General features: G+C 51.4%; 20 protein-coding genes. 11 read left to right on the forward strand and 9 right to left on the reverse strand.

Annotation, left to right across the window (positions count from 1 at the left end):
* Window positions 1-35: 35 nt before the first annotated feature.
* Genes ACO6UX_RS05750 through ACO6UX_RS05780 form a run of 7 tightly spaced genes read left to right on the forward strand, consistent with a single transcriptional unit; the run spans window position 36 to window position 6819 of the window.
* A complete protein-coding gene (locus tag ACO6UX_RS05750) occupies window positions 36-548 on the forward strand; it encodes a pilus assembly protein N-terminal domain-containing protein (protein ID WP_422445687.1) in 513 nt (170 codons plus the stop codon).
* On the forward strand, window positions 548-1867 hold the full coding sequence (locus tag ACO6UX_RS05755; RefSeq protein ID WP_422445689.1) for a hypothetical protein: 1320 nt from the start codon (window positions 548-550) through the stop codon (window positions 1865-1867). Before ACO6UX_RS05750 ends, ACO6UX_RS05755 begins: the two co-directional genes overlap by 1 nt.
* A gap of 52 nt (window positions 1868-1919) precedes the next feature.
* The gene (locus tag ACO6UX_RS05760) at window positions 1920-2942 is read left to right on the forward strand and encodes an AAA family ATPase (protein WP_422445691.1); all 1023 of its coding nucleotides are present in this window, start codon (window positions 1920-1922) and stop codon (window positions 2940-2942) included.
* Window positions 2872-3984 (forward strand): CpaF family protein, encoded by a 1113-nt coding sequence (locus tag ACO6UX_RS05765; RefSeq protein WP_422445693.1) that lies wholly within the window; start codon window positions 2872-2874, stop codon window positions 3982-3984. The genes ACO6UX_RS05760 and ACO6UX_RS05765 overlap by 71 nt, the downstream gene beginning before the upstream one ends.
* Complete coding sequence (locus ACO6UX_RS05770) at window positions 3981-4952, forward strand: type II secretion system F family protein (RefSeq protein ID WP_422445695.1); 972 nt, start codon at window positions 3981-3983, stop codon at window positions 4950-4952. Before ACO6UX_RS05765 ends, ACO6UX_RS05770 begins: the two co-directional genes overlap by 4 nt.
* Window positions 4953-4972: 20 nt before the next feature.
* Complete coding sequence (locus ACO6UX_RS05775; protein WP_422445697.1) at window positions 4973-5935, forward strand: type II secretion system F family protein; 963 nt, start codon at window positions 4973-4975, stop codon at window positions 5933-5935.
* Between the two features lie 41 nt (window positions 5936-5976).
* The gene (locus tag ACO6UX_RS05780; RefSeq protein ID WP_422445699.1) at window positions 5977-6819 is read left to right on the forward strand and encodes a hypothetical protein; all 843 of its coding nucleotides are present in this window, start codon (window positions 5977-5979) and stop codon (window positions 6817-6819) included.
* Between the two features lie 74 nt (window positions 6820-6893).
* Here ACO6UX_RS05780 and ACO6UX_RS05785 read toward each other — a convergent pair whose 3' ends face one another.
* The 7 genes from ACO6UX_RS05785 to leuC form a co-directional block, all read right to left on the reverse strand.
* On the reverse strand, window positions 6894-9152 hold the full coding sequence (locus ACO6UX_RS05785; protein ID WP_422445701.1) for a FimV/HubP family polar landmark protein: 2259 nt from the start codon (window positions 9150-9152) through the stop codon (window positions 6894-6896).
* A gap of 111 nt (window positions 9153-9263) precedes the next feature.
* Complete coding sequence (locus ACO6UX_RS05790; protein WP_422445703.1) at window positions 9264-10283, reverse strand: Asd/ArgC dimerization domain-containing protein; 1020 nt, start codon at window positions 10281-10283, stop codon at window positions 9264-9266.
* A 179-nt stretch (window positions 10284-10462) separates the two neighbouring features.
* Window positions 10463-10924 carry a PaaI family thioesterase gene (locus ACO6UX_RS05795; protein WP_422445705.1) on the reverse strand — a complete coding sequence of 154 codons (462 nt, stop codon included), beginning with the start codon at window positions 10922-10924 and terminating at the stop codon, window positions 10463-10465.
* 317 nt (window positions 10925-11241) lie between these two features.
* Window positions 11242-12363 (reverse strand): aspartate-semialdehyde dehydrogenase, encoded by a 1122-nt coding sequence (gene asd, locus ACO6UX_RS05800; RefSeq protein ID WP_422445707.1) that lies wholly within the window; start codon window positions 12361-12363, stop codon window positions 11242-11244.
* Between the two features lie 69 nt (window positions 12364-12432).
* Entirely contained in the window at window positions 12433-13515 is a 1083-nt protein-coding gene (gene leuB, locus ACO6UX_RS05805) for a 3-isopropylmalate dehydrogenase (RefSeq protein ID WP_422445709.1), read from the reverse strand.
* A 14-nt stretch (window positions 13516-13529) separates the two neighbouring features.
* A complete protein-coding gene (gene leuD / locus ACO6UX_RS05810; RefSeq protein ID WP_422445711.1) occupies window positions 13530-14180 on the reverse strand; it encodes a 3-isopropylmalate dehydratase small subunit in 651 nt (216 codons plus the stop codon).
* Window positions 14181-14190: 10 nt separating this feature from the next.
* Entirely contained in the window at window positions 14191-15648 is a 1458-nt protein-coding gene (gene leuC / locus ACO6UX_RS05815) for a 3-isopropylmalate dehydratase large subunit (RefSeq protein WP_422445713.1), read from the reverse strand.
* A gap of 421 nt (window positions 15649-16069) precedes the next feature.
* Here leuC and ACO6UX_RS05820 point away from each other — a divergent pair, with 421 nt between their 5' ends.
* Complete coding sequence (locus ACO6UX_RS05820; protein ID WP_422445715.1) at window positions 16070-17305, forward strand: ankyrin repeat domain-containing protein; 1236 nt, start codon at window positions 16070-16072, stop codon at window positions 17303-17305.
* Window positions 17306-17365: 60 nt separating this feature from the next.
* Here the strand turns inward: ACO6UX_RS05820 and ACO6UX_RS05825 are convergent, their stop codons facing one another.
* The gene (locus ACO6UX_RS05825) at window positions 17366-18763 is read right to left on the reverse strand and encodes an NAD(P)-binding domain-containing protein (RefSeq protein WP_422445717.1); all 1398 of its coding nucleotides are present in this window, start codon (window positions 18761-18763) and stop codon (window positions 17366-17368) included.
* A 213-nt stretch (window positions 18764-18976) separates the two neighbouring features.
* Between ACO6UX_RS05825 and ACO6UX_RS05830 the strand changes: the two genes are divergently transcribed.
* Window positions 18977-19954, forward strand: coding sequence for an MDR family oxidoreductase (locus ACO6UX_RS05830; RefSeq protein WP_422445719.1), 978 nt, complete (start codon window positions 18977-18979; stop codon window positions 19952-19954).
* A 129-nt stretch (window positions 19955-20083) separates the two neighbouring features.
* On the forward strand, window positions 20084-21526 hold the full coding sequence (locus ACO6UX_RS05835) for a TrkH family potassium uptake protein (RefSeq protein ID WP_422445721.1): 1443 nt from the start codon (window positions 20084-20086) through the stop codon (window positions 21524-21526).
* 5 nt (window positions 21527-21531) lie between these two features.
* On the opposite strand, the gene ACO6UX_RS05840 is transcribed toward ACO6UX_RS05835, so the two are convergent.
* Window positions 21532-23736, reverse strand: coding sequence for a hypothetical protein (locus tag ACO6UX_RS05840; protein WP_422445723.1), 2205 nt, complete (start codon window positions 23734-23736; stop codon window positions 21532-21534).
* A 302-nt stretch (window positions 23737-24038) separates the two neighbouring features.
* On the opposite strand from ACO6UX_RS05840, the gene ACO6UX_RS05845 reads away from it, so the two are divergent.
* Window positions 24039-25856: an AMP-dependent synthetase/ligase gene (locus ACO6UX_RS05845; RefSeq protein WP_422446155.1), complete on the forward strand. Its 1818-nt coding sequence runs from the start codon at window positions 24039-24041 to the stop codon at window positions 25854-25856.
* Window positions 25857-25902 lie beyond the last annotated feature (46 nt).

Raw genomic sequence — 25902 nt, forward strand, 5'->3', positions numbered from 1 at the left:
TTGATATCTCACGGGGCAGTCATCATCAGCATCAGGTGGCTATTAATCAGTCACGGCTGATCAATCTTGCGGGCAAGCCGGGCCGGATTTCGGTGGGGAATCCCGATATTGCCGACCTGCTGGTACTGGACAGTGGTCAGGTATACGTGGTTGCCAAAGCCCTGGGACAAACCAATATTCACGCCTGGGACAACAAGGACCAACTGCTGGCCAATCTCAATATTGAAGTGACCCACGACCTGAATCTGCTGAAGCGTAAACTGTATCGCCTGCTGCCCGGAGAAACCATTGAAGTGCGCAGCAGTGGCCGGGATATTGTGCTTTCCGGTGAAGTATCCGACGCCATCGTTCAGGATTCCGCTATTCGTCTGGCTCAGAGTTTTGCTGCCGGAACTGACGACGATGCCAGTGTCATCAGTTTGATGAGCATTGGCGGTGCCCGCCAGGTGATGCTGGAAGTTCAGTCGGCAACCGATAACCCGCAGAAACGAATAGCCCATGCCGGTGCGGAAGGCGAGTACGGTCATGACCTGGGAGGTGATTACTAATGATCCACAGTAAACGTTCCATACTTCTTCTCACCCTGGTATCAGTGGCATTAACCGGTTGCGTGATGAAAGAACGGCATCACTTTACCGATGAGACCTATAACGCAGCGAAAGCCAACGCTCTGGACACCATGCGGGCAATGGGCGGCAATACGGAATCTTTGAATATCGATATCTCTGACCCGGAGGGAGTAAGCACCGATTTGAGCGGGCGTTTTGCCGTCAGTATTTCAGAAACAGTTTCCCCGATTTTGCTGGGTCTGGCGGGTGTTGGAGATACCACATTAACAGCGACGGCTGTCGCCGGTCCGGCACCGGAACATGCCTACAGCGTTGCGCCAATTATGGCCTGTACCAATAATTTGGGTGATCCCGGGCCAGCAGATACTAACGACCCGAAAATTTACCATTTTCTGGAGTCATTCCTGGATGATACCAACCTGAACAATGTTATTGGTTTCCGGATGTTTATTGATACAACCGGGTTTGATGAACAATTACTCAACATCCCACTACTATACGAGATTACGTCGGTCATGCTTGGCAGTGGTGAAAATGTCCTCATGTATGAGGATACTCCCACTCGTGTGGTCGATGAGTTTGGTTATGATTCCTTTACATTGCGCCCGGGAACCCTCCTAAATACCCGGCTGGGCATCAACACCTTTGGAAATGATGCGTTCAGCGCCGATATCAACTCAAAATTTGCTACCAGGAATAAAGAAGCCTGTACTGGCTCGGCCTGCTCAGTATTGAATCGTTATTCTGCCCGGTACAGACCCAGAGGAAATAGTGAAGGGCAAGTATATGAATTCCAGAGAAGGTGGCCCTCTCAAGTAGAGCAGGCTTCGAACTATCCCTACATTTATTCCGACTATCTGAATGACCTGAACAATGGCACAGGCTCTTGTGGTGCCAGCCGATGTGAGACCAACCGCCGTGTCTTGAAAATGCCCGTTGCTCCAACCTGCGGTGTAAATGACCTTTCCAGAAAGCAGTTTGCCTGTTTTTTTATGTTGGAGCCCGCCAGAGTCTTTCTGGATGATGTGGATGAAGAATCCGGGCTGTTTAATATTGATCTGGCCTATCTGGATGTGGATGGCAGCGTCATTGCCTCCCCAGCTAACTGTGCTGCCTATGATTCCATCCGTTTTGTCAGGGCTCAACTCGCGCAGGGGAGTGGCGGCTATTCATTTGAATTTGTCACTCCGGTCAATCTGATGGGGTTCCCCAAAACCATGGCCATGCCCCCTTTCCAGGTTATTCTGCCCAGGGAGAGCCTGGGTTGGACAAACAGTGGTACGCCGTGCAGTAGCTGATAAGAACAATACCCATAATAAAGTCAGAAGGCAGATGTCAGTGAGTTTATCTATGAAAAATACCAAACCAGCCAGCCGTGAACCCCTCTATCCTGAACAAAAGCAGGAACAACTGGAAGTACTGTTGACGGGTGATTCAGAGCAGTCCCTGGATTGGTTGAATGCCATTCTGGCACCAGTAGTGGAGATTAATAGCCAACGCCTGTTACTGCAGAGTGAAGACACATTCACACAGCTACTCCAGCAACAACAACCGGTTGACGTGATCATTCACCGACTGGGCCAGCAACCGGAGCAACAACTCAATGCCCTGTCATCGCTGCTTCCGGTAATAAACAACACCGCCGGAAAAACGACGCTGATCGTTATCGGCCCTGCCGATCAACCATTGCTGATGAGAGCCGCCATGCGGGCCGGAGCCAGTGATTATCTGCCAGAGCCATTCAGCAACCAGGAACTGCTTTCTCTTCTGGAAACCCTTTTTAAACATCGGCAGGCCAACTCAAGCATCAGGCATGCAAGGGTAACTGCCGCGCTTTCTGCCTCCGGTGGTGCCGGTGCCACCTTTCTGGCCTGTAACCTGGCCCATATCAAGGCAACCAGTCACCAGAAAAACCTGTTGCTGGACCTCAATTTCAGAATGGGCTCGGTGCTGCAGTTTATGGATCTGTACAGCGATTATGGCCTTGAAGATGTGCTGACTGAACTGCCTTCCCTGGATCAAACGGCACTGGCCGGTTATCTGGCCAGACACGAGAGTGGGCTTGAGGTGCTGGCCATGAAGCAGCCAGACCTGATGGCGTATTCTGACCCGGATACCGACCAGCTGGCCAGGCTGCTGAAACTGCTGAAACAGGGACGGGACGATGTGGTGATTGACCTGCCTATGTTTCCCACCAATATCAGTACCTTTATCCAGGATCAGGCCGACGATATCTGCCTGGTTATTCAGCAGGATATGCTTTCCCTTCGCAATGCCCTGCACTGGCTGGACTTGTCGGAAAGTGAACTTGGGCTCTCCCGGAATCAATTCACTATCGTCGCCAGTGATCAAAGAGACCAGCGAAGAAGATAGCCTTCAGGCCCGTCGCCTCAGGGAGTTGCAGAATCACTGGCAACAACGGGTGCATGAAGAGTTACTGGAACGTCTTGATCTGCCCCGCCTGAGCAAGCTCCCCCATGACCAGGCCCGTCGACAGATAGAGGAAACAGGACAACAGGTGGATGCCCGATTGCCCGATGGTTCAAGGGTAAACGCGATTATTCCGCCATTGGCACTGGATGGCCCGTCCCTCTCCATCCGCCGTGCCACCGTTGACCGGATGAGCCTTCTGCACCTGGCGGAACTGGGTGCCATGGCACCACAAATGGCCCGAACCCTGGAGGCCATGGTCAGGATGCGCTTGAATATCCTGGTCTCCGGTGGCACCGGCACCGGGAAAACCACACTGCTTAATGCCCTCTCTGGCTGCATTCCTGAAGATGACCGCATCATCACCATAGAAGACTCTGCCGAACTGCAACTGCAGCAACCCCATGTGGTCCGCCTGGAAACCCGTCCTGCCAATCTGGAAGGCAAAGGGGAAATTAATCAGCGGGAGCTGGTCAAAAACAGTTTGCGGATGCGACCGGATCGTATTGTGGTCGGCGAGGTTCGGGGAGCCGAGGCCCTGGATATGCTCACGGCCATGAACACCGGGCACGATGGCTCCCTGACGACGATTCATGCCAATACGCCCAGGGATGCACTGCAACGCCTGGATAATATGGTACAGATGACGGGCCTGGCATTTTCCCAACAATCCCTCCGGCAGCAGATCGCTTCTGCCATTGACCTGGTTGTGCAGCTGGAACGCATGGAAGACGGTAAACGTCGTATTGTGAGTATTCAGGAAGTGAACGGAATGGAGCAGGATATCATTACCATGACCGAGATTTTCCGCTTCCAGCGCCGCGGCCATGACGAGTCCGGTCAGGTTACCGGTGTTTACAAGGCCACCGGTCTGGTGCCTGAACTCTATCACCGTCTGGCACTGTACGGTATTGAACTGTCCAGGGATGTCTTTGATACCGAATGGCAGTATGGCCCATCAGGTGAGCTGGGAGTTGCTCCATGAATCCACAACTGATATTTGCCCTGCTGGTATTTATTGCTGTGTTTGCCTTGCTCAGTTCACTGACTGTTCCACTGGTGGGTGAGAAACGTGAAGTCCGCCGTCGTTTAAAGAGCCGGATGCACCGCCTTGAACTGGCAGACCATACACCGACTCTGCAGCGTATTCTGCGGGAAAAATACCTCAGACATCTGCAACCCTGGGAACGTCGACTGGAAGAGCTGCCCCTGATGGAGCGTCTGAGCCTGTATATCGAGCAATCTGGCCGGGAAATGCTGGCACACAGACTGGTCGCTACCGGGTTGCTGGCGGGGATCACGGCCGGTTTTAGCCTCTGGCTTTTTACGGGTTCCCCAGCGTTCTCCCTGATGGCCTTTATGGTGGGCACTGCATTGCCATTTGTCCGGGTCATCATGGATCGGAAAAAACGCCTGGATCGTATTGAGGAACAACTTCCGGATGCCATAGAAACCATGGTCAATGCTCTGCGGGCCGGACACCCCTTTATTGAAACCGTTCGTATTGTGTCGGAAGAACAGGCCAACCCACTGGCAGGCGAGTTCGCCCTGACCTTTGCCGATATCAACTACGGCAATGATATGCGTCGAGCGTTGCTTGCCATGTTGCAGCGGGTACCTTCCGTGGCCATGATGATGCTGGTGGTGTCAATACTGGTGCAGCGGGATACCGGTGGCAATATAACTGAGGTGCTGGGCAGGATTAATCAGCAGATGCGGGAACGCTTTCGTTTTCAGCGCCGGGTCAGAACCCTCAGTGCTGAAGGACGGATAGGTGCCTGGGTCCTGAGTCTGATGCCATTTGGCATGTTTGGTTTGCTGTATATCATTAATCCCGGTTACCTGACGCCTCTGCTGGCAACGGAAAGTGGTAATCAACTGTTGATGACTGCTCTGGCCATGATCGTTATGGGCGTTCTCTGGATTCGACAGCTACTGAAAGTTCGTATGTAGCGAAATATGTGGGAGTGGTTATGGAAAACCTGTTAACCGAATTACAGACTGCCCTTGGGGATATGCAGGCAGGCCGACTGGTGCTTTTAACACTGATCTCCCTGTCCGTCGCGACACTGTTGATGGGCGTGTACACCTTTGCAACCGGTATGACCGATCCGGTTCGCCGTCGTTTGAAACAAATCTCCGATATCGAAAGCCGAACCGCACCGGTCGGGGTGGATATGTTTCAGGCTCTGCGTCCGATACAGGCCTACATTCTGCCAAAAGATAACTGGGAGCGCAGTCGGGTACAGGCCCGTCTGGTTCAGGCTGGCTGGCGTGCAGACAGTGCCTTGTGGGTATTCTACGGGTTAAAAGTGATACTGGCCGCCGGTTTGCCCATTGTCGTATTGTCGGTGTGCGCCCTGGTGGTAGAGAAAATGTCTTTCCAGCTCTGGCTGTTTGCCTTTTCGGGCAGTGCCTGGCTGGGCATGATGCTACCCAACCGGATACTCACTGGCTTGATTCAACGGCGGCAGCAGCGGATACGCCTGGCCATTCCGGATGCGTTGGAACTACTGGTGGTTTCCCTGGAAGCAGGGCTTGGTCTGCGCAGTGCTATACAACGTCTGTCTGATGATCTCTACATCAGCCATCCGGAACTGGCCAATGAGCTGGAACTGGTCAATGCGGCCATGCGTGCGGGTGTTCCGTCCGATAAGGCGCTGCAAGATATGGGCATGCGCATCCGGTTGAAAGAGGTGGATGGCCTGATCAGCACACTGAGTGACAGTATCCGCTATGGATCCAGTATTGCCGATACTCTCAGAACATTTTCGGAAGATTTCCGGGACCGGCGGATTAAGTCTGCGGAAGAGCTGGCAGCCAAAATTGGCACCAAAATGATCTTTCCCCTGATTCTGTTTCTGCTGCCCGCCTTTTTCCTGGTGGCGGTTGGGCCGACAATCATGCAGCTGATCGAATCATTCAGCCAGTTTTAACCGACACCCTACCAATAGAAGATATGCATCGGGAAGTTACCATGCCGTTATCCATACCCGCTTTACTGCAACGCTGCTTACCAACCGAAAAATACGGTTACCCATTACTGATATCTACTCTGTTATTGGCTGGCTGTCAGGGACTGCCGCAAAAGACATCGACGGACTCCGTTGCTGCAACAGCTCAGACGCCAGAACTTTATCAGGGTACATTGACAGCAGAGATGCTGGGTATTGAACAGAGCCTGACCATGGAGCAGGCTCTAATGAAGGGGGATATTGCCTGGTCCGGGGGAGAAACAGATCGGGCAGCGGCCTACTATGTCAGAACCATTGAGCTGGCAAACAATGCAATAAAGGCTGAATTACAGGATGCACTCAACCCCGGAATGGAGAATGCGGAAATAAAAGAGACAGATAACGCCAGGGATCAGGGTTATCTGGCCTGCCTGAAACTGGCAGGACTTTACCAGCAGACCGGACAGCAAGCACTGGCAGAGCGTATTTACCAACAGATAGTGAACGATCATCCCTATCCTGTTGCGGCATTGGAAGCTCTGGGGCTTATCAGGCTGCAAGGCAGGCAAAATGAGCAGGCAGCAGCACTGCTCCACAGGGCGGTGTCACTTTGGCGACAGCAGTCTGAAAATATTGGCGAGCATTCTGAACGTAATGCGATGACTGGCTATCAGCCAATACGATCACTCAATGGTCTTGGCGTTCTTGCTGATCTGAGCAAAGATTACCAGCGGGCAGAACGCTTTTATCGGGAGGCACTGACCCTCACCCCTAATGATCCAACCCTGCTTAATAACCTGGGCAAGGTGCAGCAGGTGAATGAGTCTTTATCAAGTCCAGCGGACAACCTGAACCCTCATCAGTAGGCTGCCTTCAGGAAAGGTCTCAAAAAAAAGAGCTCACAAGAGCTCTTTCAGAAGTAGAGGGTTGATCAACCCGATCAATGGGTTCCGGCATTCTGCATAAGTAAGATCGCTTCCTGCTTCTGTTCATCACTGCCCTGCTCCATAACTTCCTGCAGGATTGCCGAGGCCCCTTCGCTGTCTCCCATATCCATATAAGCCCTGGCCAGATCAAGCTTGGTGGCAACCTCATCGCCATCGGAGAGGAAGTCCAGGTCATCATCCAGAGAAGCTTCAAGGCTGGAACCACCTTCATCGGAGAAAGCGGCCTGACTATCCCGGGCAAGCACATCGTCTGACTCAACACCAAAATCAAGGTCATCCAGATCATCAAGCCCACTGGTCTCAAACTGTTCAGCGGCTTCAGGCTCTTCATCCAGATCAAAATCATCCAGGTCAAAGTCCAGGTCATCCAGAGAGTCTAATCCCTGCTCATCACCATCCAGCCCAAGGCCATCCAGATCAAGGTCTGGCATCCCGGCGATTTCGTCCGGTGCTGAAACACCTTCAAATGCGTCAGGGAATCGGGCCTTGAACTCCTCCGCTGCACGCATGGCAGCCGGATCGCCGGTTGCCTCCAGATCGGCTAAGGCCTGGTTGAACTTTTCAAGATCGCCACTTTCTGAATGAACCTCAAGAAGCTTCAGCTTAAGGTCAGATCTTCCCGGTTCATTGAAGATTGCCTGAGTCAATAGTTCCTCAGCCTGATCCAGGCGACCATAGGCAATATAAATATCGGCTTCACTGAGCGGGTCTTCGGTCTGCCCAGCGGTTTCCCCATCAGCGTCTACTTCATTAATGATCGAATCATCGATGGCCAGCGCTTCATCAAACTTAAGCTCATCCTCTGCGCTGGGAGAGGCTGTTGGCTTTGGGGAGGCATCAATCGGTACCTCCTTATTCAAATTGACAGGTTGAATGTCAACATCTTCGTCGTCCAGCGCTTCCTGCTGTTTCCTGCGCCGCTGATAAAAGAGCCAGCCAGCGCCTCCCAATGGTATCAAAGCCAGCAGGAGCATGATCAGAGGGTTGCCAAAGAGCGTAGACATCATGCCCGGGGATGCTGTCTCTGCCTGGCGCTGGGTGGGTAACGACCGGGACTGGTTTTGCAAGGCCGCCATCTGATCGTCTTTTAAGGCAACCAGACGCTTCAGGGTAGCAATCTGATCATCCAGATCTTTCAACCGGCTCTTGAGCTCGGCATTCTCCCGGCTCAGCTTATCAAGCTGTTCACGGGTCATGGCCAGCTCGGTCTGCAACACGGCATTGCCACCGGCGGCATCGCCACCGAGATCCTGCCCACGACCGCTGGCGGCATCACCGGAAACGATGGCCAGCTGACCATCCAGAGACTTGCGGGAATCCGAGACGACGGATGACGTTCGCCTGGTAGCATCCAGTTGCGCAACCTGGCTGCGCCCCCGCCACTCACGATTCTGCCTGGATACATCGGCAACGGCTTCACGGACCGTCAGACTGGTCATCTCATTACGACCCGGAATCCGCAGGACCTGCCCGCTCTTGAGGCGATTAATATTGTTATCAATAAATGCCTGTGGGTTGCCACGCTGAATCGCCAGCATGGTTTGCTGTACCGACACTTCGGAGTCGGGGCGCACTTTCTCAGCGATTTCCCAGAGGCTGTCATTTCTGTTCACCCGGTAAGTCCCGGGTGCGCTGCTCAAATCTGAAGAGGCATCATCACGACGGGAGGAGACCCGCTGGACCGGTTGCCGCTGAATGGAGTCACGATATTCAACGGCTTCCTGTGACGGTGCATAGTTGCGGTTTATCCGGTTACCATTGGCCCTGGGCGGCTGGTCCCACACAGGGTTAGTCCCATAATGGGGCGGAATGGATGGCTTGACAACAGGGGCTGACGTTTGACCATTAAAGGCCGGAGGATCAAGAAGAAGCGTATACTCCTTCAACAGGCGACCACTCGGCCAGTGCACCTCCACCAGGAAATTAAGATAAGGCTCATGGACCGGGCTGTCACTGGTGACCTTGATCAAACCTTTGCCATCAGGGCCAACTTTGGTGGTAAACCGCAGATTATTCAAAATGAAAGGACGTTCAACACCGGCCCGCTCAAAGTCTGTTTTACTGGCCAGGTTAGAGAGGATCTCGTTGCGAGTGAGATCATTGACCTGCATTAACTCTATCTCAGCCACCAGGGGCTGATTCAAAGCTGAATACAGCTTAACCTCCCCCAGACCCAGCGCATGGGAATTCATTGCAGCGATTCCCCCTGCCAGCGCTGACATCACTACGACAAGTTTTTGCAGTTTCATCATGAATCCTTGTTTTATGCGTAGACTGTTTGAGCCCCTTCTGCCTTCAGCTGTAGAGAAAGCAGCCCCCCTTTCTCGATACAGCGAGGAACCCCAAGCAGTTAAACTAAGTTATCACTTAGCAAAGTCTTTGATCAATAACCCAATCAATTCAACAGCATGAACAGCACTTCTCTTGAAGCTATCGGCCACCATCCAGAAACTCAAGTCGGTTGCATAATCTGATTGCTGCCGGAGTTTGCCAATATGCAGCTGATCGCTTCCCGCAGCGTCTTCAAGGGTAGGCATGCCAGGGCCATCAGCCGCTACTATTTCAGGGAGTTCTGATAGTAAAGACTGTATTTCCTGAAAATCAACCGGTTGGACAGTATCCAGATCAACAACATAACTGTCACCGAAAAATACCGGGGCTGTGATGCAGGTCACACGGATGTCCAACTCCTCTCCCAAAGCCACCAGCAGCTCATTGCGCATATCGGCTTCATTGCCGATTTTCTCACCCTCTCCGGCATCAACTTCCGGAATCAGGTTGTAGGCCAGGCGAGCGGAAAAATCACCCTGCTCTGTCGGCTTGCCATTCAGCAGCTCAATGGTTTGCTTACGCAGGGCATCGACACCCTTTTTACCAAGGGCCGCCACCGGCTGCATAACCACCAGATTGATACGGCTGAGAGTAAACCGCTGGTGCAGCTTTTGCAGCAGAGGGAGTAAGCAGGCAACAGCAGATCCGGGTACGGCAAAGTAACGGTTATCTATCGCCTCTTCGATAAAATGCCTGTTCAAGTCAACCATCACCGGCACGGTATAGCCCTGGGATGCAGCCCCCTTTGCCGCATCAATAATAACACAGCCACTCTCAACTGCCCGGGTCATCAATTGGGCATTTCGCTGACACCCGGCGGGCATCACCAGAAAATCAGTGGCGGAAAAGTCGGCTTCATCAGCGGGAATAAATTCCAGCGTTTCACCATGAAACTCTACGGAACCTGAAGCCTGTGCAGACTCCACAAGCGGATAAAGGCTCATTACCGGTAGCGGCTTACCATCAAACAGTGATTCTTCCAGTTGCCGAACCAGAGTTTCACCAGCCAGTGTGTCGGCAGCGTAAATAGCAATATTGTATGTTCGGTTCATGGATAAAAGGCCCCGCAAGCCAGAGAAAGTATGGGCATCGTTGACCTTGTGTCAGCCAGCACCACATAAATGATAAAAAACCATCGACTTTATACAGGGCGTAGATATCAGGCAAGCAGTTTCAGGCCGTTCCCCTGGAAAGTTTGAAATGTCCCCGGGCGGTTGTTCGATCTGGCCCTTCATTGCATATGCTCCTGCACTGCCTTCATAGAGTGTTGTCCTATTCGCATAAAGGTGCCTACGGCATGGGCAATGGGATGATCACGGTGTTCCTGGTAGGCAAAACCGCGGGTAAAGACCATGGAACGGGTTATATGATAAGCCTCGGCAAATGCCCGGACCGGCTTACCGGGCTGAGCGGTGGTCATATGGTCAATACGCAGATCCAGTGTCGGGCAGGCTTCCAGCTGCTCCATACGGGTGTACACGGAAATGCCGCAACAGGAGTCCATCAGGGTGGTAATGGCACCAGAGTGAATAACGCCGGTTTCCGGGTTCCCTATCAGTCGGTTGTCGTAGGGCATTTCCAGCTCAATGCCGTTACGATCCGATTTGACCAATGACATATTCAAATGCAGGCAGTGGGGAATAACTTTGACAAAGTTGCTGGCAAAGTCTGTTAGCTGTTGTTCCGTTAACATAATTCATTTTTTCTGATTATTTGTTATTTATACATAGGCAGTAAGACACGAAGTAACGGGAATGCTTCATGTCTTTTAGTACATGGTTTCAATGAGTTTGATGGGTTGTCGTGCCTCAGCACTCCGTTCGTCCTGAGCCTGTCGAAGGACCCATAGGGCCTAAAGGCGGAAACTCCGGACTCTGATAGATCGTGCCAAGCACCCTTCGACTCCGCTCAGGGTGAACGGAGATCGAACACGTCAAACTCATTGAAACCATGTACTAGTATGAAACCTCTGTTGTCTATAGAACGCTATTTCAATACAGAAGCAGACACTCAGAGCAATATGGTCAACATACGACGCAGTGGCTCTGCCGCTCCCCACAACAGCTGATCACCCACAGTAAATGCCGTCAGATAGTCAGGTCCCATATTCAATTTGCGCAGGCGGCCCACCGGAATATCCAGACGGCCGGTAACCGCTGCGGGTGTCAACTGATGCATGGTCTCTTCCCGGTGGTTTGGAACCACGGATACCCAGTCATTCGCACCGGCAATCATCGCCTCAATATCCGCCATGGGAATATCGTTACGCAGTTTGATGGTCAATGCCTGACTGTGACAGCGCATGGCACCAATGCGAACACAGATACCATCCACAGGAACCGGTGAAGCCTGGAGCCCGAGAATCTTGTTGGTCTCGGACTGAGCCTTCCACTCCTCGCGGCTCTGGCCATTCTCCAGTTCTTTATCAATGTAAGGAATCAGGCTGCCTGCCAGTGGCACACCAAACTCACTCTGCGGAAGATCAGCACTTCTTAATAAGGAAGAGGTCTTACGATCAATATCCAGAATGGCACTGGCCGGGTCAGCCAGCTCGGCAGCAACATTGCTCTGGATAGAGCCCATCTGGCTGATCAGCTCACGCATGTTTCTGGCACCGGCACCACTGGCGGCCTGATAGGTCATGGCACTGACCCACTCCACGGCATTGTGCTGAAAGAGCCCGCCGATGGCCATCAACATCAGGGAAACGGTGCAGTTACCACCGATAAAATTTTTAACACCATCATTCAGCGCACGGTCAATCACAGCACGGTTGACGGGATCAAGAATAATCACAGCATCGTCGTTCATCCGCAGAGAGGAAGCGGCATCAATCCAGTACCCCTGCCAGCCACTGTCACGCAATGGCTGGAAGACTTTGCCGGTATAATCACCACCCTGGCAGGAAATAATAACGTCCATTTCTCTGAGAGCGTCTATATCATGGGCATTCTGAAGGTCGCCCACAGGCACACCAACATCGGGTCCGGGCTGACCCAGTTGCGAGGTGGTGAAGAAGACCGGCTCGACACCCTTGCCCTGTAAACGGACAAAGTCGTTTTCTTCCTGCATACGCTCCATTAATACGGAGCCCACCATGCCTCGCCAGCCAACAAAACCTACTTTTTTCATACTGCGCTCCCCCGAAAAAACGGCCCCTGCTCAAAACAGACAACAGAAGCCGCCAACATTATATATTTGTTATGCATTTAACAAACAGTCAACAACCGCATCACCCATTGCAGCGGTGCCCACCAACTGACAACCTTCAGAGGCGATATCCCCGGTACGATAGCCTTTATCCAGAACATCGCTGACCGCTTTTTCAATGGCATCCGCTGCGGCAGCTTCGGCCAATGAATAGCGAAGCAACATCGCCAGGGACAAAATCTGCGCCAGAGGGTTCGCCTTGTTCTCCCCGGCGATATCCGGTGCCGAACCATGCACCGGCTCATACATTCCCTGGTTCTTTTCATTCAGGGAGGCTGATGGCAACATACCAATCGAGCCGGTCAACATTGCCGCACAGTCGCTGAGGATGTCGCCGAACATATTACCGGTCACCATCACATCAAACTGTTTCGGAGCCCGAACCAGCTGCATGGCGGCATTATCAACGTACATATGGCTCAGCTCAACATCGCTGTAACCGGCAGACTCGGCAATAACCACTTCCCGCCAGAGACCGGTCACTTCAAGCACGTTGGACTTGTCCACCGAACAGAGTCGTCCACCCCGCTTTCGGGCTGCCTCAAAAGCCACCCTGGCGATACGACGGATTTCAGACTCCCGATAGACATAGGTGTTATAACCTTCCCGTTCGCCATTTTCCAGGGTTCGGACGCCACGGGGCTCACCAAAATAGATGCCACCGGTCAGCTCCCGCACAATAAGAATATCCAGACCAGCCACCAGCTCTGGCTTCAAACTGGAAGCTTCGGCCAGTTGCGGAAAAAGTATGGCCGGACGAAGGTTGGCAAAAAGGTCCAGTTCAGCGCGAAGTTGCAACAGCCCTTTTTCAGGACGGTTCGCCATGGGTTGATCATCCCACTTCGGACCACCCACCGAACCGAACAGGATCGCATCGGCGTTCCTGGCCAGCGCCAGGGTTGCATCACTCAGCGGAACACCATATTGATCAATGGCCGCACCGCCCACCAGACCATGACTGACTTCAATATCGAGCCCAAAACGCAGTTTGGCCGCATCCAGTACTTTCAGGGCCTCAGCCATAATCTCAGGGCCGATGCCATCACCTGGAAGACATAACATCTGCTTGCTCATGAAAAGCTCCGCTGTTAATTATTTTTACTGGCGAACAGCCAGGGGTTATCTGCTTTATAACGCTGTTCAAAATGGCGGATCTGATCCGCATCCTGCAAGGTCAGGCCAATATCATCCAGACCATTGACCAGGCAGTGACGACGAAATGCATCAATGCTGAATGGCAACTCTGTACCATCAGGCTTAACCACCACTTCGCGCTGGAGATCCACCGTCAGCTGATACCCTTCATTCGCTTCCACTTCCTTGAACAGCTGCTCTACCACCTCGTCCGACAGGGTGATGGGGAGAATGCCGTTTTTAAAGCAGTTGTTGTAAAAGATATCCGCAAAGCTTGGCGCAATAACGCAGCGGAAACCAAAATCATCCAGGGCCCAGGGGGCGTGTTCCCGGCTGGAACCACAGCCAAAATTCTGCCTGGCCAGCAGGATGGACACGCCCCGGTAACGGGGCTGATTCAGGACAAACTCCGGATTCAGTGGACGTTTGGTGCAATCCTGCCCCGGATAACCTTCGTCCTGATAGCGAAGCTCATCAAACAGATTGACACCAAAGCCGGTGCGTTTGATGGACTTGAGAAACTGCTTGGGGATGATCATGTCCGTATCCACATTGGCACGATCCAGGGGAGCCACTAAACCCTGATGAACGGTAAAAGCCTGCATGATTCTCCCCTTACACTACGGATGTCTGATGACGGACATCGACAAAATGGCCCGCAATGGCCGCCGCAGCGGCCATGGCCGGACTGACCAGATGGGTTCGCCCGCCAAAGCCCTGGCGACCTTCAAAATTCCGGTTAGAGGTGGATGCACAGTGCTCGCCCTGCCCGAGCTTGTCGGCATTCATGGCCAGACACATGGAACACCCCGGCTCACGCCACTCAAGGCCAGCGGCCAGAAACACCTTATCCAGCCCTTCTGCCTCCGCCTGGGCCTTGACCAGACCCGAGCCCGGCACCACAAGAGCCTCTTTAACCGTGTCAGCCACCTGCTTGCCCCTTACGACAGCTGCCGCCTCACGCAAGTCCTCAATGCGCGAATTGGTACAGGAGCCGATAAACACCCGATCAACAGGAATGTCGGTAATCTTCTGGCCTGCGGTTAACCCCATATACTCCAGGGCACGGGCGTAGCCCTCTTTACGGGTTTCATCCGGCGCATCCTCCGGGGAAGGCACCCGGGCATCCACCGGCAACACCATCTCCGGGGAGGTTCCCCAGCTGACCTGTGGCTTTATCTCATCACCATTGAGCACAACGATTTGATCAAACACTGCATCACTGTCTGAATGAAGGGTTTCCCAAACCTTGACCGCCTGCTGCCACTGTTCTCCCATCGGAGCAAACGGCCTGCCCTGCACATAGTCAATGGTGGTCTGGTCAACCGCCACCATGCCTGCCCGGGCTCCGGCTTCAATGGCCATATTACAGAGCGTCATTCGCCCTTCCATGGTCATATTACGAATGACGTCGCCCCCAAACTCGATGGCAAAGCCGGTACCCCCCGCTGTACCGATACGGCCGATAATGGCGAGGATCACATCTTTCGGGGTGACTCCGGCGCCCAGGGAACCATCAACCCGAACCAGCATGTTCTTCATCTTCTTGGCCACAAGACACTGGGTCGCCAGTACATGCTCAACTTCCGAGGTTCCGATACCGTGGGCCAGTGCACCAAAAGCACCGTGGGTTGAGGTGTGCGAGTCACCGCAGACAACGGTCATGCCCGGCAGAGTCGCGCCCTGCTCCGGGCCAACCACATGAACAATGCCCTGGCGCTGATCCTGCATATCAAATTGGGTGATACCAAAATGATCACAGTTGTCATCCAGCGTCTTGACCTGGATTTTTGACACCGGATCCGCAATCCCTTCGATACCGTGCTGGCGCTCATTTAACGTGGTGGGTACATTGTGATCAGGTGTGGCGAGGTTGGCATCCAGCCGCCATGGCTGGCGACCAGCCAGCTTCAGTCCCTCAAACGCCTGTGGTGATGTCACCTCATGGAGCAGCTGCCGGTCGATATAAATCAACGCGGATCCATCGTCACGCTGAAGTACAAGGTGGGCATCCCACAACTTGTCATAAAGCGTTTTACCCCTGCTTTTCACATCGAAAGCCTGGCCAGCCATTGAACCACCCTCATTGCTGCAATAAACAGAAAAAGACTGTTTTTTGTTTGATTTATGTGCAGTTTTATTACGATTTCTTTCGCGCACATGACACGTTTATGTGAACCAGACTGCGCTTCCCGATAGGCCCGCAACGATACGTCAACAAACCCTGGTATTTTTATCAATAATTTCAGCTTATCCCTAAAAATGCCTATCCTAGTCGCTCATAGAAAATTACTCAAATTCATCTTTTTTCTGGTTTTGATAACTTTCTGGAATCAAAGGACACCCAGATTGCTGATTCAGAAGCGTCTTATTAAAGAGCTTTACTACTTTTGCGAACAGGTTGACGGTTTTATGCCTAGAATAGGCTGGCTGAAAATAGTTTGAACATTAATGCCTTAGTGTGCTGGTAACTGAAAAGTCAGGAAACACCACTATGAATACTATCGGCCCATGCTCCATGTACTGCTCACAGCAAACCGGTCCAGCAGACGCCATCGATGCTTCAGCAACCGGTGATTTCGACGGGCGCTCTCTGGTCAGGACTAATTGCTGCGGGCGCACCGTTCACCTTGGGTGCATTGCTGAAATCCTGGAATGCAGGCCGGGCCGTGAACATGAAATTGCAGAAAGAAACTGTTGTCAATGTCCACCCTTCTTGAAACCGGCAGTGCCGTTGGAGCGTCTGGCCGGGGCTCTGAAAATTGAAACCTCACCCTATTGCGAACCTCTGGCACTTTGTGCCTGCCGACAAGCTTGCCGTGGGGATATGGACACGTTCAAGACACTATTGGCGCAGGAACCCGGCATTGCCCGACAGGATTTTCGTGAAGCCGTGACCGGTCAGGGTGTCCGGCTGTTACAGGTTGCTGTCAAGGCAGGCCAGGCGGAACTCACGCAACTTCTGCTCAAGTATTCTGCCGATATCAATGCCGCCGATTACCGGGGCAATACGGCCCTGCACCTGGCTACTGCCAGAGGCCATGACCAGTGCCTGAGGGAGTTACTGAAGCATGGGCCGGAACTTGATTGCAGGGACAATATCGGCTCCACCCCCCTGCATCTGGCCATCGAAAATAATAATGGCGAGTTTCTGAAACTATTGTTGGATTACGGCGCAGACCCGACGGTTGCCGACGATGATGGTCTCACCCCTCTGCACCTGGCTGCGAAAAAAAGCTACATCCATAACCTGCAACAGCTTCTGCAGGATAACAGGGTGGCCATCAATGCCGCTGACAAGTCGGGCAAGACGCCTCTGCACCACTCTGCCCTGAGTCCCTCGGAAGGTAGCATAGACTGCTTGCAACTGCTGATCACCCACCAGGCGAACGTGAATGCCGTTAATGAGTCCCTGTGCACGCCTCTGCACCATGCCGTCGTTTACAGCTCTGTCATGGGAAATAGGGAGAAGATGCTGTACCTGATAGACCATGGGGCGGATCTGGAAAGCAAAGATATCTCTGGCCAAACCCCATTGCACCGGGCGGTTGACTGGGGGCGTCTCGAGGTGGTGCAACTGTTAATCGCTCACCATGCGGATATCCACAGTACCGATAAGAATGGGATGACGCCGCTGCATCTGGCCATAAAAAATGACAATATCCATTGTCAGCAGCTGCTGACTGATGCATCCCAGCAACGCTGGGGTTGGGGTTGCTCTGTTCAGTGACTGCCCAAAATGTTGATGCACATCGTATGTCTCCGTCGTTTTCCTGTTGACGGATCATCCTTAATCCCATTCCATGGGAACCACCTCATCACGTTTCATCATTTGCGCCTTTTTATCCTGTTCCCTCTTCCTGATGGTTTCAACGGCCGCCACGGCATGACCCAACGAGTGGCTTAAAAATGACTCACCGGCGCTGAAGCCAATACAAAATAAATTCTGACAGGCATTACTTTCCATCGTCTCAGGACAAAGATCCAGATAGCCATTACTTTGAGTCAGAGAAGACTTTAAAGTATCAGGAAAGAAGGGATAATCCACTTTTATCCCGGTCAACAGAGCAATATGATCAAATTCTAACTGGAAGCGCTGTGCCTCCCTCCCTGCCAATTCCTGAACGATATGGCACAACCGTTTGTTTTCAATGCCGACCAGCCTGCAATTCAATCCCTGTTCATAACCGACTTGATATTTTTCAGGGCATGCCATTGCCTCTGCCACCGAGTAATGGCGCTTTGATCTTTTATAATTCAGATGCTGGATCAACGGATGTCTTCCCCATTTACCCGGCTGGTTTTTCACACTTAAGGCTTCTTCTTTAATTTTGGCAGGCAGCAGATGGATAACTTTCATGCCTTTTTGCCAGGCCTCATAAATCGTATCACTGGCTGAATAACTGTTGCCAACCACTAAAACTTTACTGCCCGGTGCTAATTTATCCATCGCCCGGCAGGCCTCATGGGTCCAATGAGAGACATGGGGATTATCCCGCTCCCCGGGGATATTTAACAAGTTTGGCTTTTTCTTGCCGATCGCCAGCATTAAATAATCACACTGGATCTGGGTCTCCTGCCCGGCCGCTCCCCGAACGATAACTTCCCAGAAAAGGCCACTTTGCCAGACAGAACCGGCCTGAGTTGCAGAGACCACTCGCCCCGGAACTGCCCGGGATTCCGTCAATATTTTTTTTCCATAGTCCTGGTAATACTTGAGCAGAGATTCACCGTCGGTCACCACCCGCTGGCAAGGGCGTGGTGGAGGTGGCAAGGGAATTTTGCGTACATCACATTGTTCAATGGGATAGTCAGGCAATCCCATCTCACGGTAATCGCTCAATGTTTGCTGTGATGGTAGATAAGTGTTCCAACTCCCTCCCACGGGTTCGTCCGAGCACATCATCCAGTCCAGTTTTTGCCCACTATCAAAATGCCATTCCAGACAACGTTCATAGCTGTGCGTTTTTTTATCGTAGAGGGATGCAAACTTCTGCCCCGATATCATTTTAACGTCATTAGGGTTATGGCCCTGGGGAGACATATCATGAACCAGCACTTTTCGAGCGAGAAATGAATTTTTATTACTGCCAGTACACAGTCTTTCGTTATGGTAAAACTGCAACCCTTCCAATTGCTGCATGGCAAAAAGGCCGATAGGGCCAGCGCCAACCACAAGTACCTTCACCCGAACCTTCTGACCAGTGACATGGTTATTCCCAGAAGCAACAGCGGAAGACGGGGAACAGGGAAACGAACTTCTTAATGCATTCATGGCTGCCCGGGTAAAAAATATAACCTTTCCAATTGAATCAGGATAAAAGCAGCAATAATCAATCCTCGCCACCTGCCAATTGCAGGAGTATAGTTTACGCCCCGACCTTTTTAGAGATTATCGTTTATGTTCAAGGCGCTAGTACTGAACCAGCAGGACAACAACACTGTCGCTTCCATAGAACAACTGGATGAATCCACCCTGCCAGCCGGGGATGTTATTGTTGCTGTTGACTATTCATCACTGAATTACAAGGATGGCCTGGCCATCACCGGAAAGGGAAAAATTATCCGTGATTTTCCGATGGTTCCGGGTATCGACTACGCGGGTCAGGTCATTTCCTCAGGCGATGACCGCTACCAGCCAGGTGATTCCGTTATCCTCACCGGCTGGGGTGTTGGTGAGAACCACTGGGGTGGTATGGCCGAAAAAGCCAGCGTGCCTGCTAACTACCTGGTTTCCATGCCTGCTGGACTGGACAGCCGCAAGGCCATGATTATCGGTACTGCCGGCCTGACAGCCATGCTGTGTGTCATGGCGCTGCAAGACGCAGGTATTACTCCTGAGAAAGGTGAGATTCTGGTCACCGGTGCCAGCGGTGGTGTCGGCAGTGTTGCCATAACGCTGCTGGATCAGCTGGGTTACCAGGTGGTTGCCGCTTCCGGTCGCCCGGAAAACAGTGACTGGTTAAAGTCCATCGGGGCTGACCGGGTGATTGATCGTGCAGAATTGCTTGAACCCGCACGTCCGCTGGAAAAACAGCTCTGGGCAGGTGCCATTGACACCGTCGGCAGCAAGGTTCTGGCCAAGGTACTGGCACAGGTTGATTATCAGGGGGCTGTTGCCGCCTGCGGCCTGGCCGGTGGGTTTGATCTGCCAACCACGGTTATGCCTTTTATTCTCAGAGGCGTTAAGCTTCTGGGTGTTGATTCGGTCATGTGTCCGATTGAAAAACGTACGCAGGCATGGAACCGTATTGTTGAGCTGCTGCCAGAGTCCTTCTACAGCGACGCGGCCAAAGAAGTGTCACTGGATGCCGTGCCTGAACTCGCAGAGGCCATCACTAATGGACAAGTCACCGGCAGAACACTGATTAAGTTGTAATAACGCTCTCACCTTCTAAACTTCTTCAAGTCAGATGCGATCCTAGGAGGCTGTCCGAGAAGCATCTGACTTCCCTCCAAACGATGCGTACCAACTTTTTTATTTCTCAGTAACTGCCATTGAAAAGTAATGAAACACCGTCCGGTATTCTATGTGATTGGCCTGTTCCTGACAGCGTTGGCCAAGTTTATGCTGATTCCGGTCATCTATGATCTGCTGATCGGTGAATCGAATATCTGGGAATTTGTCGCCGCTGCGGCCATTACGCTGATTAGCGGCGCAGCCCTGACCATCAATTTCAAACCAGAACACTTCAATATGAAGCCCAGGCAGGTGTTTGTACTGACCACACTCTGCTGGGTGGCAGTATGCACTTTTGCAGCACTGCCCTTCTGGTTCAAACTTCCCGTCAGTTTCACCGATGCCTTTTTTGAAACCATGTCAGGTATTACCACCACCGGATCCACCGTATTGACGGGTCTGGATCAGATGCCCCCCAGCGTGCTGATCTGGCGGTCACTGCTGCAATGGTTTGGCGGCATCGGTTTTATTGTGATGGCGGTTGCCGTTCTGCCCTTTCTCAAAGTGGGTGGTATGAGGTTGTTCCAGAGCGAATCGTCTGACTGGTCCGAGAAAGCCATGCCCCGTTCAGGCAGCATTGCCAAGGGTATCGTTACTGTCTATCTGATCATGACGGCTATCTGCGCGTACCTTTATTTCCTGGGTGGCATGACCGGCTTTGAGGCCATAAACCATGCCATGACCACAGTCTCAACCGGCGGGTATTCCACCTCAGATGCGTCCATGGGGTTATTTAAAAACCCGTTTATTATCTGGACCAGCACCATTTTCATGATACTTGCCAGCCTCCCTTTTGTTCTTTTTGTTCGCTGTATGCGGGGTGACGTTAACTGCTTTTACCAGGATACCCAGGTACAGGCCTTTATCGGTTTTCTGCTGATAGTCTGGCTGGTTCTGAGTGTCTGGTTATGCTGCCACTCTGACTACACCTTTCCCCAGTCACTCACCCTGGTCTCCTTTAATACCACCTCAACCATCACCACCACCGGCTTTGCCTACGGTGACTATACCCTGTGGGGTGGTCTTGCCAACCTCACTTTTTTCTTCCTGTTATTGGTGGGCGGTTGTTCGGGGTCAACTGCAGGAGGTATCAAAATTTTCCGGTTTCAAATTGGCGGCAAGCTTCTGAACATTCAGTTAAAGCAACTGGTTCATCCCAGGGCCTGTTTTGTTCAAACCTATAACGGCCAGCAAATCAGCAGTGACATACTCCGTTCGTTAATCGGTTTCAGTTTCTTCTTCGTCCTGTTGATTGCTTTAATAAGTCTGTTACTGTCCCTCTGCGATCTCGACCTCATCACCAGTCTTTCCGGAGCCACGACAGCCGTTGCCAATGTCGGCCCCGGCCTGGGAGACATCATTGGCCCTGCCGGCAACTTCAGTTCTCTGCCGGATGCCGCCAAGTGGCTATTAAGTGTCGGCATGCTGATGGGCAGGCTTGAGGTGATTACCGTCCTGGTACTTTTTACACCTGCTTTCTGGAAGCGCTGAGGGATTTACTCCTGACAACCATGGCCAAAAGCCATAAACCTCCTGGTAACCTGCTCAACTTCTGCAGGAATCACATTCACCTTTGCCGCGAAAGATACGCGTTGTTTTTCTTTTTTGCGTACATCCCTGGAAGGGTTCAGCCAATTAGCCAAAGAGCGCATCTGATCATCGCAATGTTTATTAAGATTTCGATACACATAGGCCAGAGAGCTTAAATAAGCAGCCACATTGAGACCTGCGGATGAACCGGGGGTTATCTCAGGATGCGCTTTAAGTCTATCCAGACCCTGTTCGAAATTGCCATAAATATTAACCGGTATAAAACTTTTGACCTCAGGGAAACGGCCCAGAGAGTGACGCAAACCTTTCAATAGCAACTCAGCGGCTTTTATTTCATCGCCAATAAGATGAAATCCCCAACCGGCAGAATGAAGAACCCATATATCATTTGGGAAACACCGACAGGCTTCCCGGGAAAAACTCTCGACGGTATCCCGGTATCGGTGAGGAAGGTGATAATAATCCACAAACAGCGCATTCAACTCTCGCCAGTAATCCCGCCCATTTTTCGTGCTTCCTGACTCTGAAGGTATAGCATGAGCCGCGTCCTTTCTGGCTTTTATTGACGGGTAAGCTCGGGCAGCTGGACAGGATTGAACAGATTCTGTTGTTGCAGCAGGTTGGGAAGAACGGGAAGGCGTTGCATGATGTTCGCCCCCCGGTTTAGCTTTGTTTTTTCGATTAACTTTCTGCTTTTTACTGCTGGCCGCTTTAGATTGTGGTTCAACATCAGGCTGATTGGAGCTGACATCAATATCATCCATGTTTGCCATAACCAGCATATAGTCGGCAGCCTTGTGCTCATAGTACTCCTCCCGCCATTTAATATCTTTGGCTCTGTAATAGTCAGCAGCACTTATGCAGCCCTGAACAATAGCACCGTTATCGCCCAACGTTTCCAGACAGCTAATCCATTCTTCGTATACGGGTACCTGGCTTTCCCCGCTGACCAAAGACTGGTAAATTCGGCTTGCTGCATCAATAGCGCCGGATTTTTCTTCGCACCTGGCCAGCATATATTGTTTCAATACATCTGCGGAAGGCTGTAGAAAGGAAAAGCAATCGTAACAATCAAGCAATTTGCGAGCATCCTCCCCGGATCTTTCCAAGGCACACACTGTTGCAGAAAACAAAAACTGCAACAGCCCAAGATACTCGGTATATTTTTTCATATCACTCAAACCCGTTTGCTGATATCTCTGACAACCGTTTTTTACACGGGAAATCAGTATTTCCAGGTCAACATCTTTTCCTGCCAGCAAACTGAATTGTAAAGTATGAATATCTGATTCATCATCCCCACGCTTCTTTTTCATTTCCAGAAATTGTTTTTCCTGTTCAGTTACACCAGGCATTTGCTGCAAACATTTCAATGCCAACTTCACAGGTAGCTCAGGGCTAAAGAATGGAGCACAACGCTCACTGCCATCCAAATTCACGCAGCAGGCGATAATATTAAAAACATAATAAAGATCCCACCCTACGTACCAAAACTCTGATACAAGCCCCACATCATCCCTGCTAAGTACAATTTTGTAGATTAGCTCAATAATTCCTCCACACTGATTCTTTACGACTTCGGTTAATACCATATTTGTTTCAGCACACTGATCACTTAACACTTTATGAATAATGAAAAACATACAATTCATAAAATATCGAGAGCTGTAAAAATCAGACAATATCTCAAGAATGCAAGCAATATCCTGCTGCCGTATTTCTTTTCCAGTATTGATTGCATATAAGATTCGCACCGTAAGATACTCCAGCTCACTCAACTTTTTATCTTCTTCAGCTTTTAATTCCCTCTTCTTTTTTCTCAGTTGGGCAACGGTCATTTTTTTCCTGGAAACAGGACCCAGCTTATCTTCATTAAACGCTGGCCCTTTTTCCATAACACCGATGGCTTTTACCAGGAGAAGGTATTCCTGAGACCCGGTATCAAAAAAAGCAGAACTGAAACCTGAAGAACCAAGGTAATTATTAGTGAATTTGGGCTCTACAGTGCGTCTGGAAAGGCTGTCAGTCACCGTAGCGTGAGCTGGATCCTGTTGGCTTTGTAAAAGCGTGTCATGTGTTTCAGACTTGTTAATCCCGGCACCTGAGGACGCAGGTTCACAGCGGAACAAGTTATATTCTGAGGGAATCATAATAATTCATTAATCCATTAGGTAATGGCTCATCATCAGCTGTGCCAAGCACAACGCACTGGCCAATAAACGCATATAAAAACAGATTTTGCAGACTCAGTGATGGTATAATCTACACAAATCTGACAATAATGGCGGGATGTGTTTACATCCAGCAATTATCGTTACTAACCGTTACATTTTCCTGCTCAGAATTTCACCAAAAATGATCTGGATCAATTTTGGTCTTCCAAGCCATCCTGTAACATTTGGTTTCTTGTTGTCTACATTTCATCCAGCTGTTGAGAATACGTTCCGTGCCGATGAACTCCACCTTGAATATGCACCTGATCAGCCAGATCCGTGATCGTGCCCAGCGCAACCCGGAACATATTGCCATGCGCTTCGTCACTCAAAGCGCTGATCAGGATGCTCATCAGTGGCAGGAAGTCAGCTGGCATCAGCTCAGCAAAAAGATTGACCAGGCTTCCCGCGCACTGTTAAAGCAAAACCTGCAGGTACAGGCGAAAGTGGGCATATGGTCCCAGAACATGCCTCAGTGGACCGTAGCCGACCTGGCCTGCCTTCAGGCACGACTGGTTACCGTACCGCTGTACCCCACCAGCACCACCGAGCAGGTCAGATACATTCTGGATGAGACAGAAGCCAGTCTGCTGTTTGTGGGTGAACAGGCACAATACCATAGTGCGCTTGAGTTACTGGCCCGGTCATCCACATTAAAGACCATAGTTATCTTTGACCGCTCGGTTGATATTAGCAGCTGCCCGCAGGCTATCTACTTTGACGACTTTATCCAGCACGGTGTTGAACCGGCCATTCTTGAAGAAAGGCTGAATTCCCGTTGCATGGAAGACCTGTTCACCCTGATCTATACCTCAGGCACCACGGGCGAGCCCAAAGGCGTTATGCTGGACTATGCCAATATGGCAGCCAGCTTCCGTGGCCATGACCAGATCATCCACCTGGACAGCCTGGACACCTCGCTGTGCTTCCTGCCGCTGAGCCATATTTTTGAGCGTGCCTGGAGTTTTTACGCCCTTGCCCGTGGCGTTACCAATGTCTATCTCAAAGAGCCCCATCAGGTCAGTGAAGCGCTGAAAACCGTTAAGCCGACGGTGCTTTGTGCCGTTCCCAGATTCTTTGAAAAAGTCTATACGACCATTCACAGTAAAGTTGCCACAGCCCCCTTTATTCGTCGTATGATTTTTAAAACTGCGGTTAGCATTGGCAACGCCCACATGGAATACCGCCGCAAAGGTGTTGAGGCACCTGCTTATCTGGAGAAGCTCAACCGTATCGCCGACAAAATGGTGTTCAGCAAAATTCGCGCGGGCCTGGGCGGTAATATCCGGTTTATGCCCTGTGGCGGCGCTCGTCTTGATGACGACATCAACCGTTTCTTCCATGCCATTGGTATTGATGTGAAAGTGGGTTACGGCATGACGGAAACCGTGGCAACCGTGACCTGTTTCCGTGATACTGAATTTGAGTTTGGTTCCTGTGGTATTCCTTTACCGGGCATACAGGTGCGCATCGGTGCAGAAGGTGAAATTCAGGTTAAAGGCGACAACGTCATGCGCGGCTATTACAAAAAGCCGGAAGAAACCGCAAAATCCTTTACTGCGGACGGCTGGCTGCACACCGGCGATGCCGGTCTGATCGATGAGAACGGTGCGCTGCGTATGACCGAACGCATCAAGGAGTTGATGAAGACCTCCAACGGTAAATACATCGCACCACAATACATCGAAGGCACGCTGACCAAAGACCGCTTTATCGAACAGATTGCCATTATTGCCGATGCCAGAAACTACGTAACGGCATTGATTGTTCCTGCCTTTGAAGCTCTGGAAGAACACGCCAAGGCGCTGAACCTGAAATACCAGAACCACAGGGAACTGATTCAGCACAACAGCATTCAGGAACTGATTCAGGAGCGGGTCAATAAAATCCAGCAAGGGCTGGCTAAATTTGAACAGGTGAAGAAATTTACGCTGTTGCCCAAAGAGTTCTCCATCGAGCTGGGTGAGATCACGCCAACCCTGAAACTGCGTCGTAAAATTATTATGAAGCGATTTAAGAAAGAGATTGAGGCCATGTACACTCCCAGCAAAGCCTGATAACTATCCCTTGTAAATATCACAACAAAGGCATCTGAACGGATGC

It is taken from the genome of Endozoicomonas sp. ALB091 (assembly GCF_049310265.1).
Classification (GTDB): domain Bacteria; phylum Pseudomonadota; class Gammaproteobacteria; order Pseudomonadales; family Endozoicomonadaceae; genus Endozoicomonas.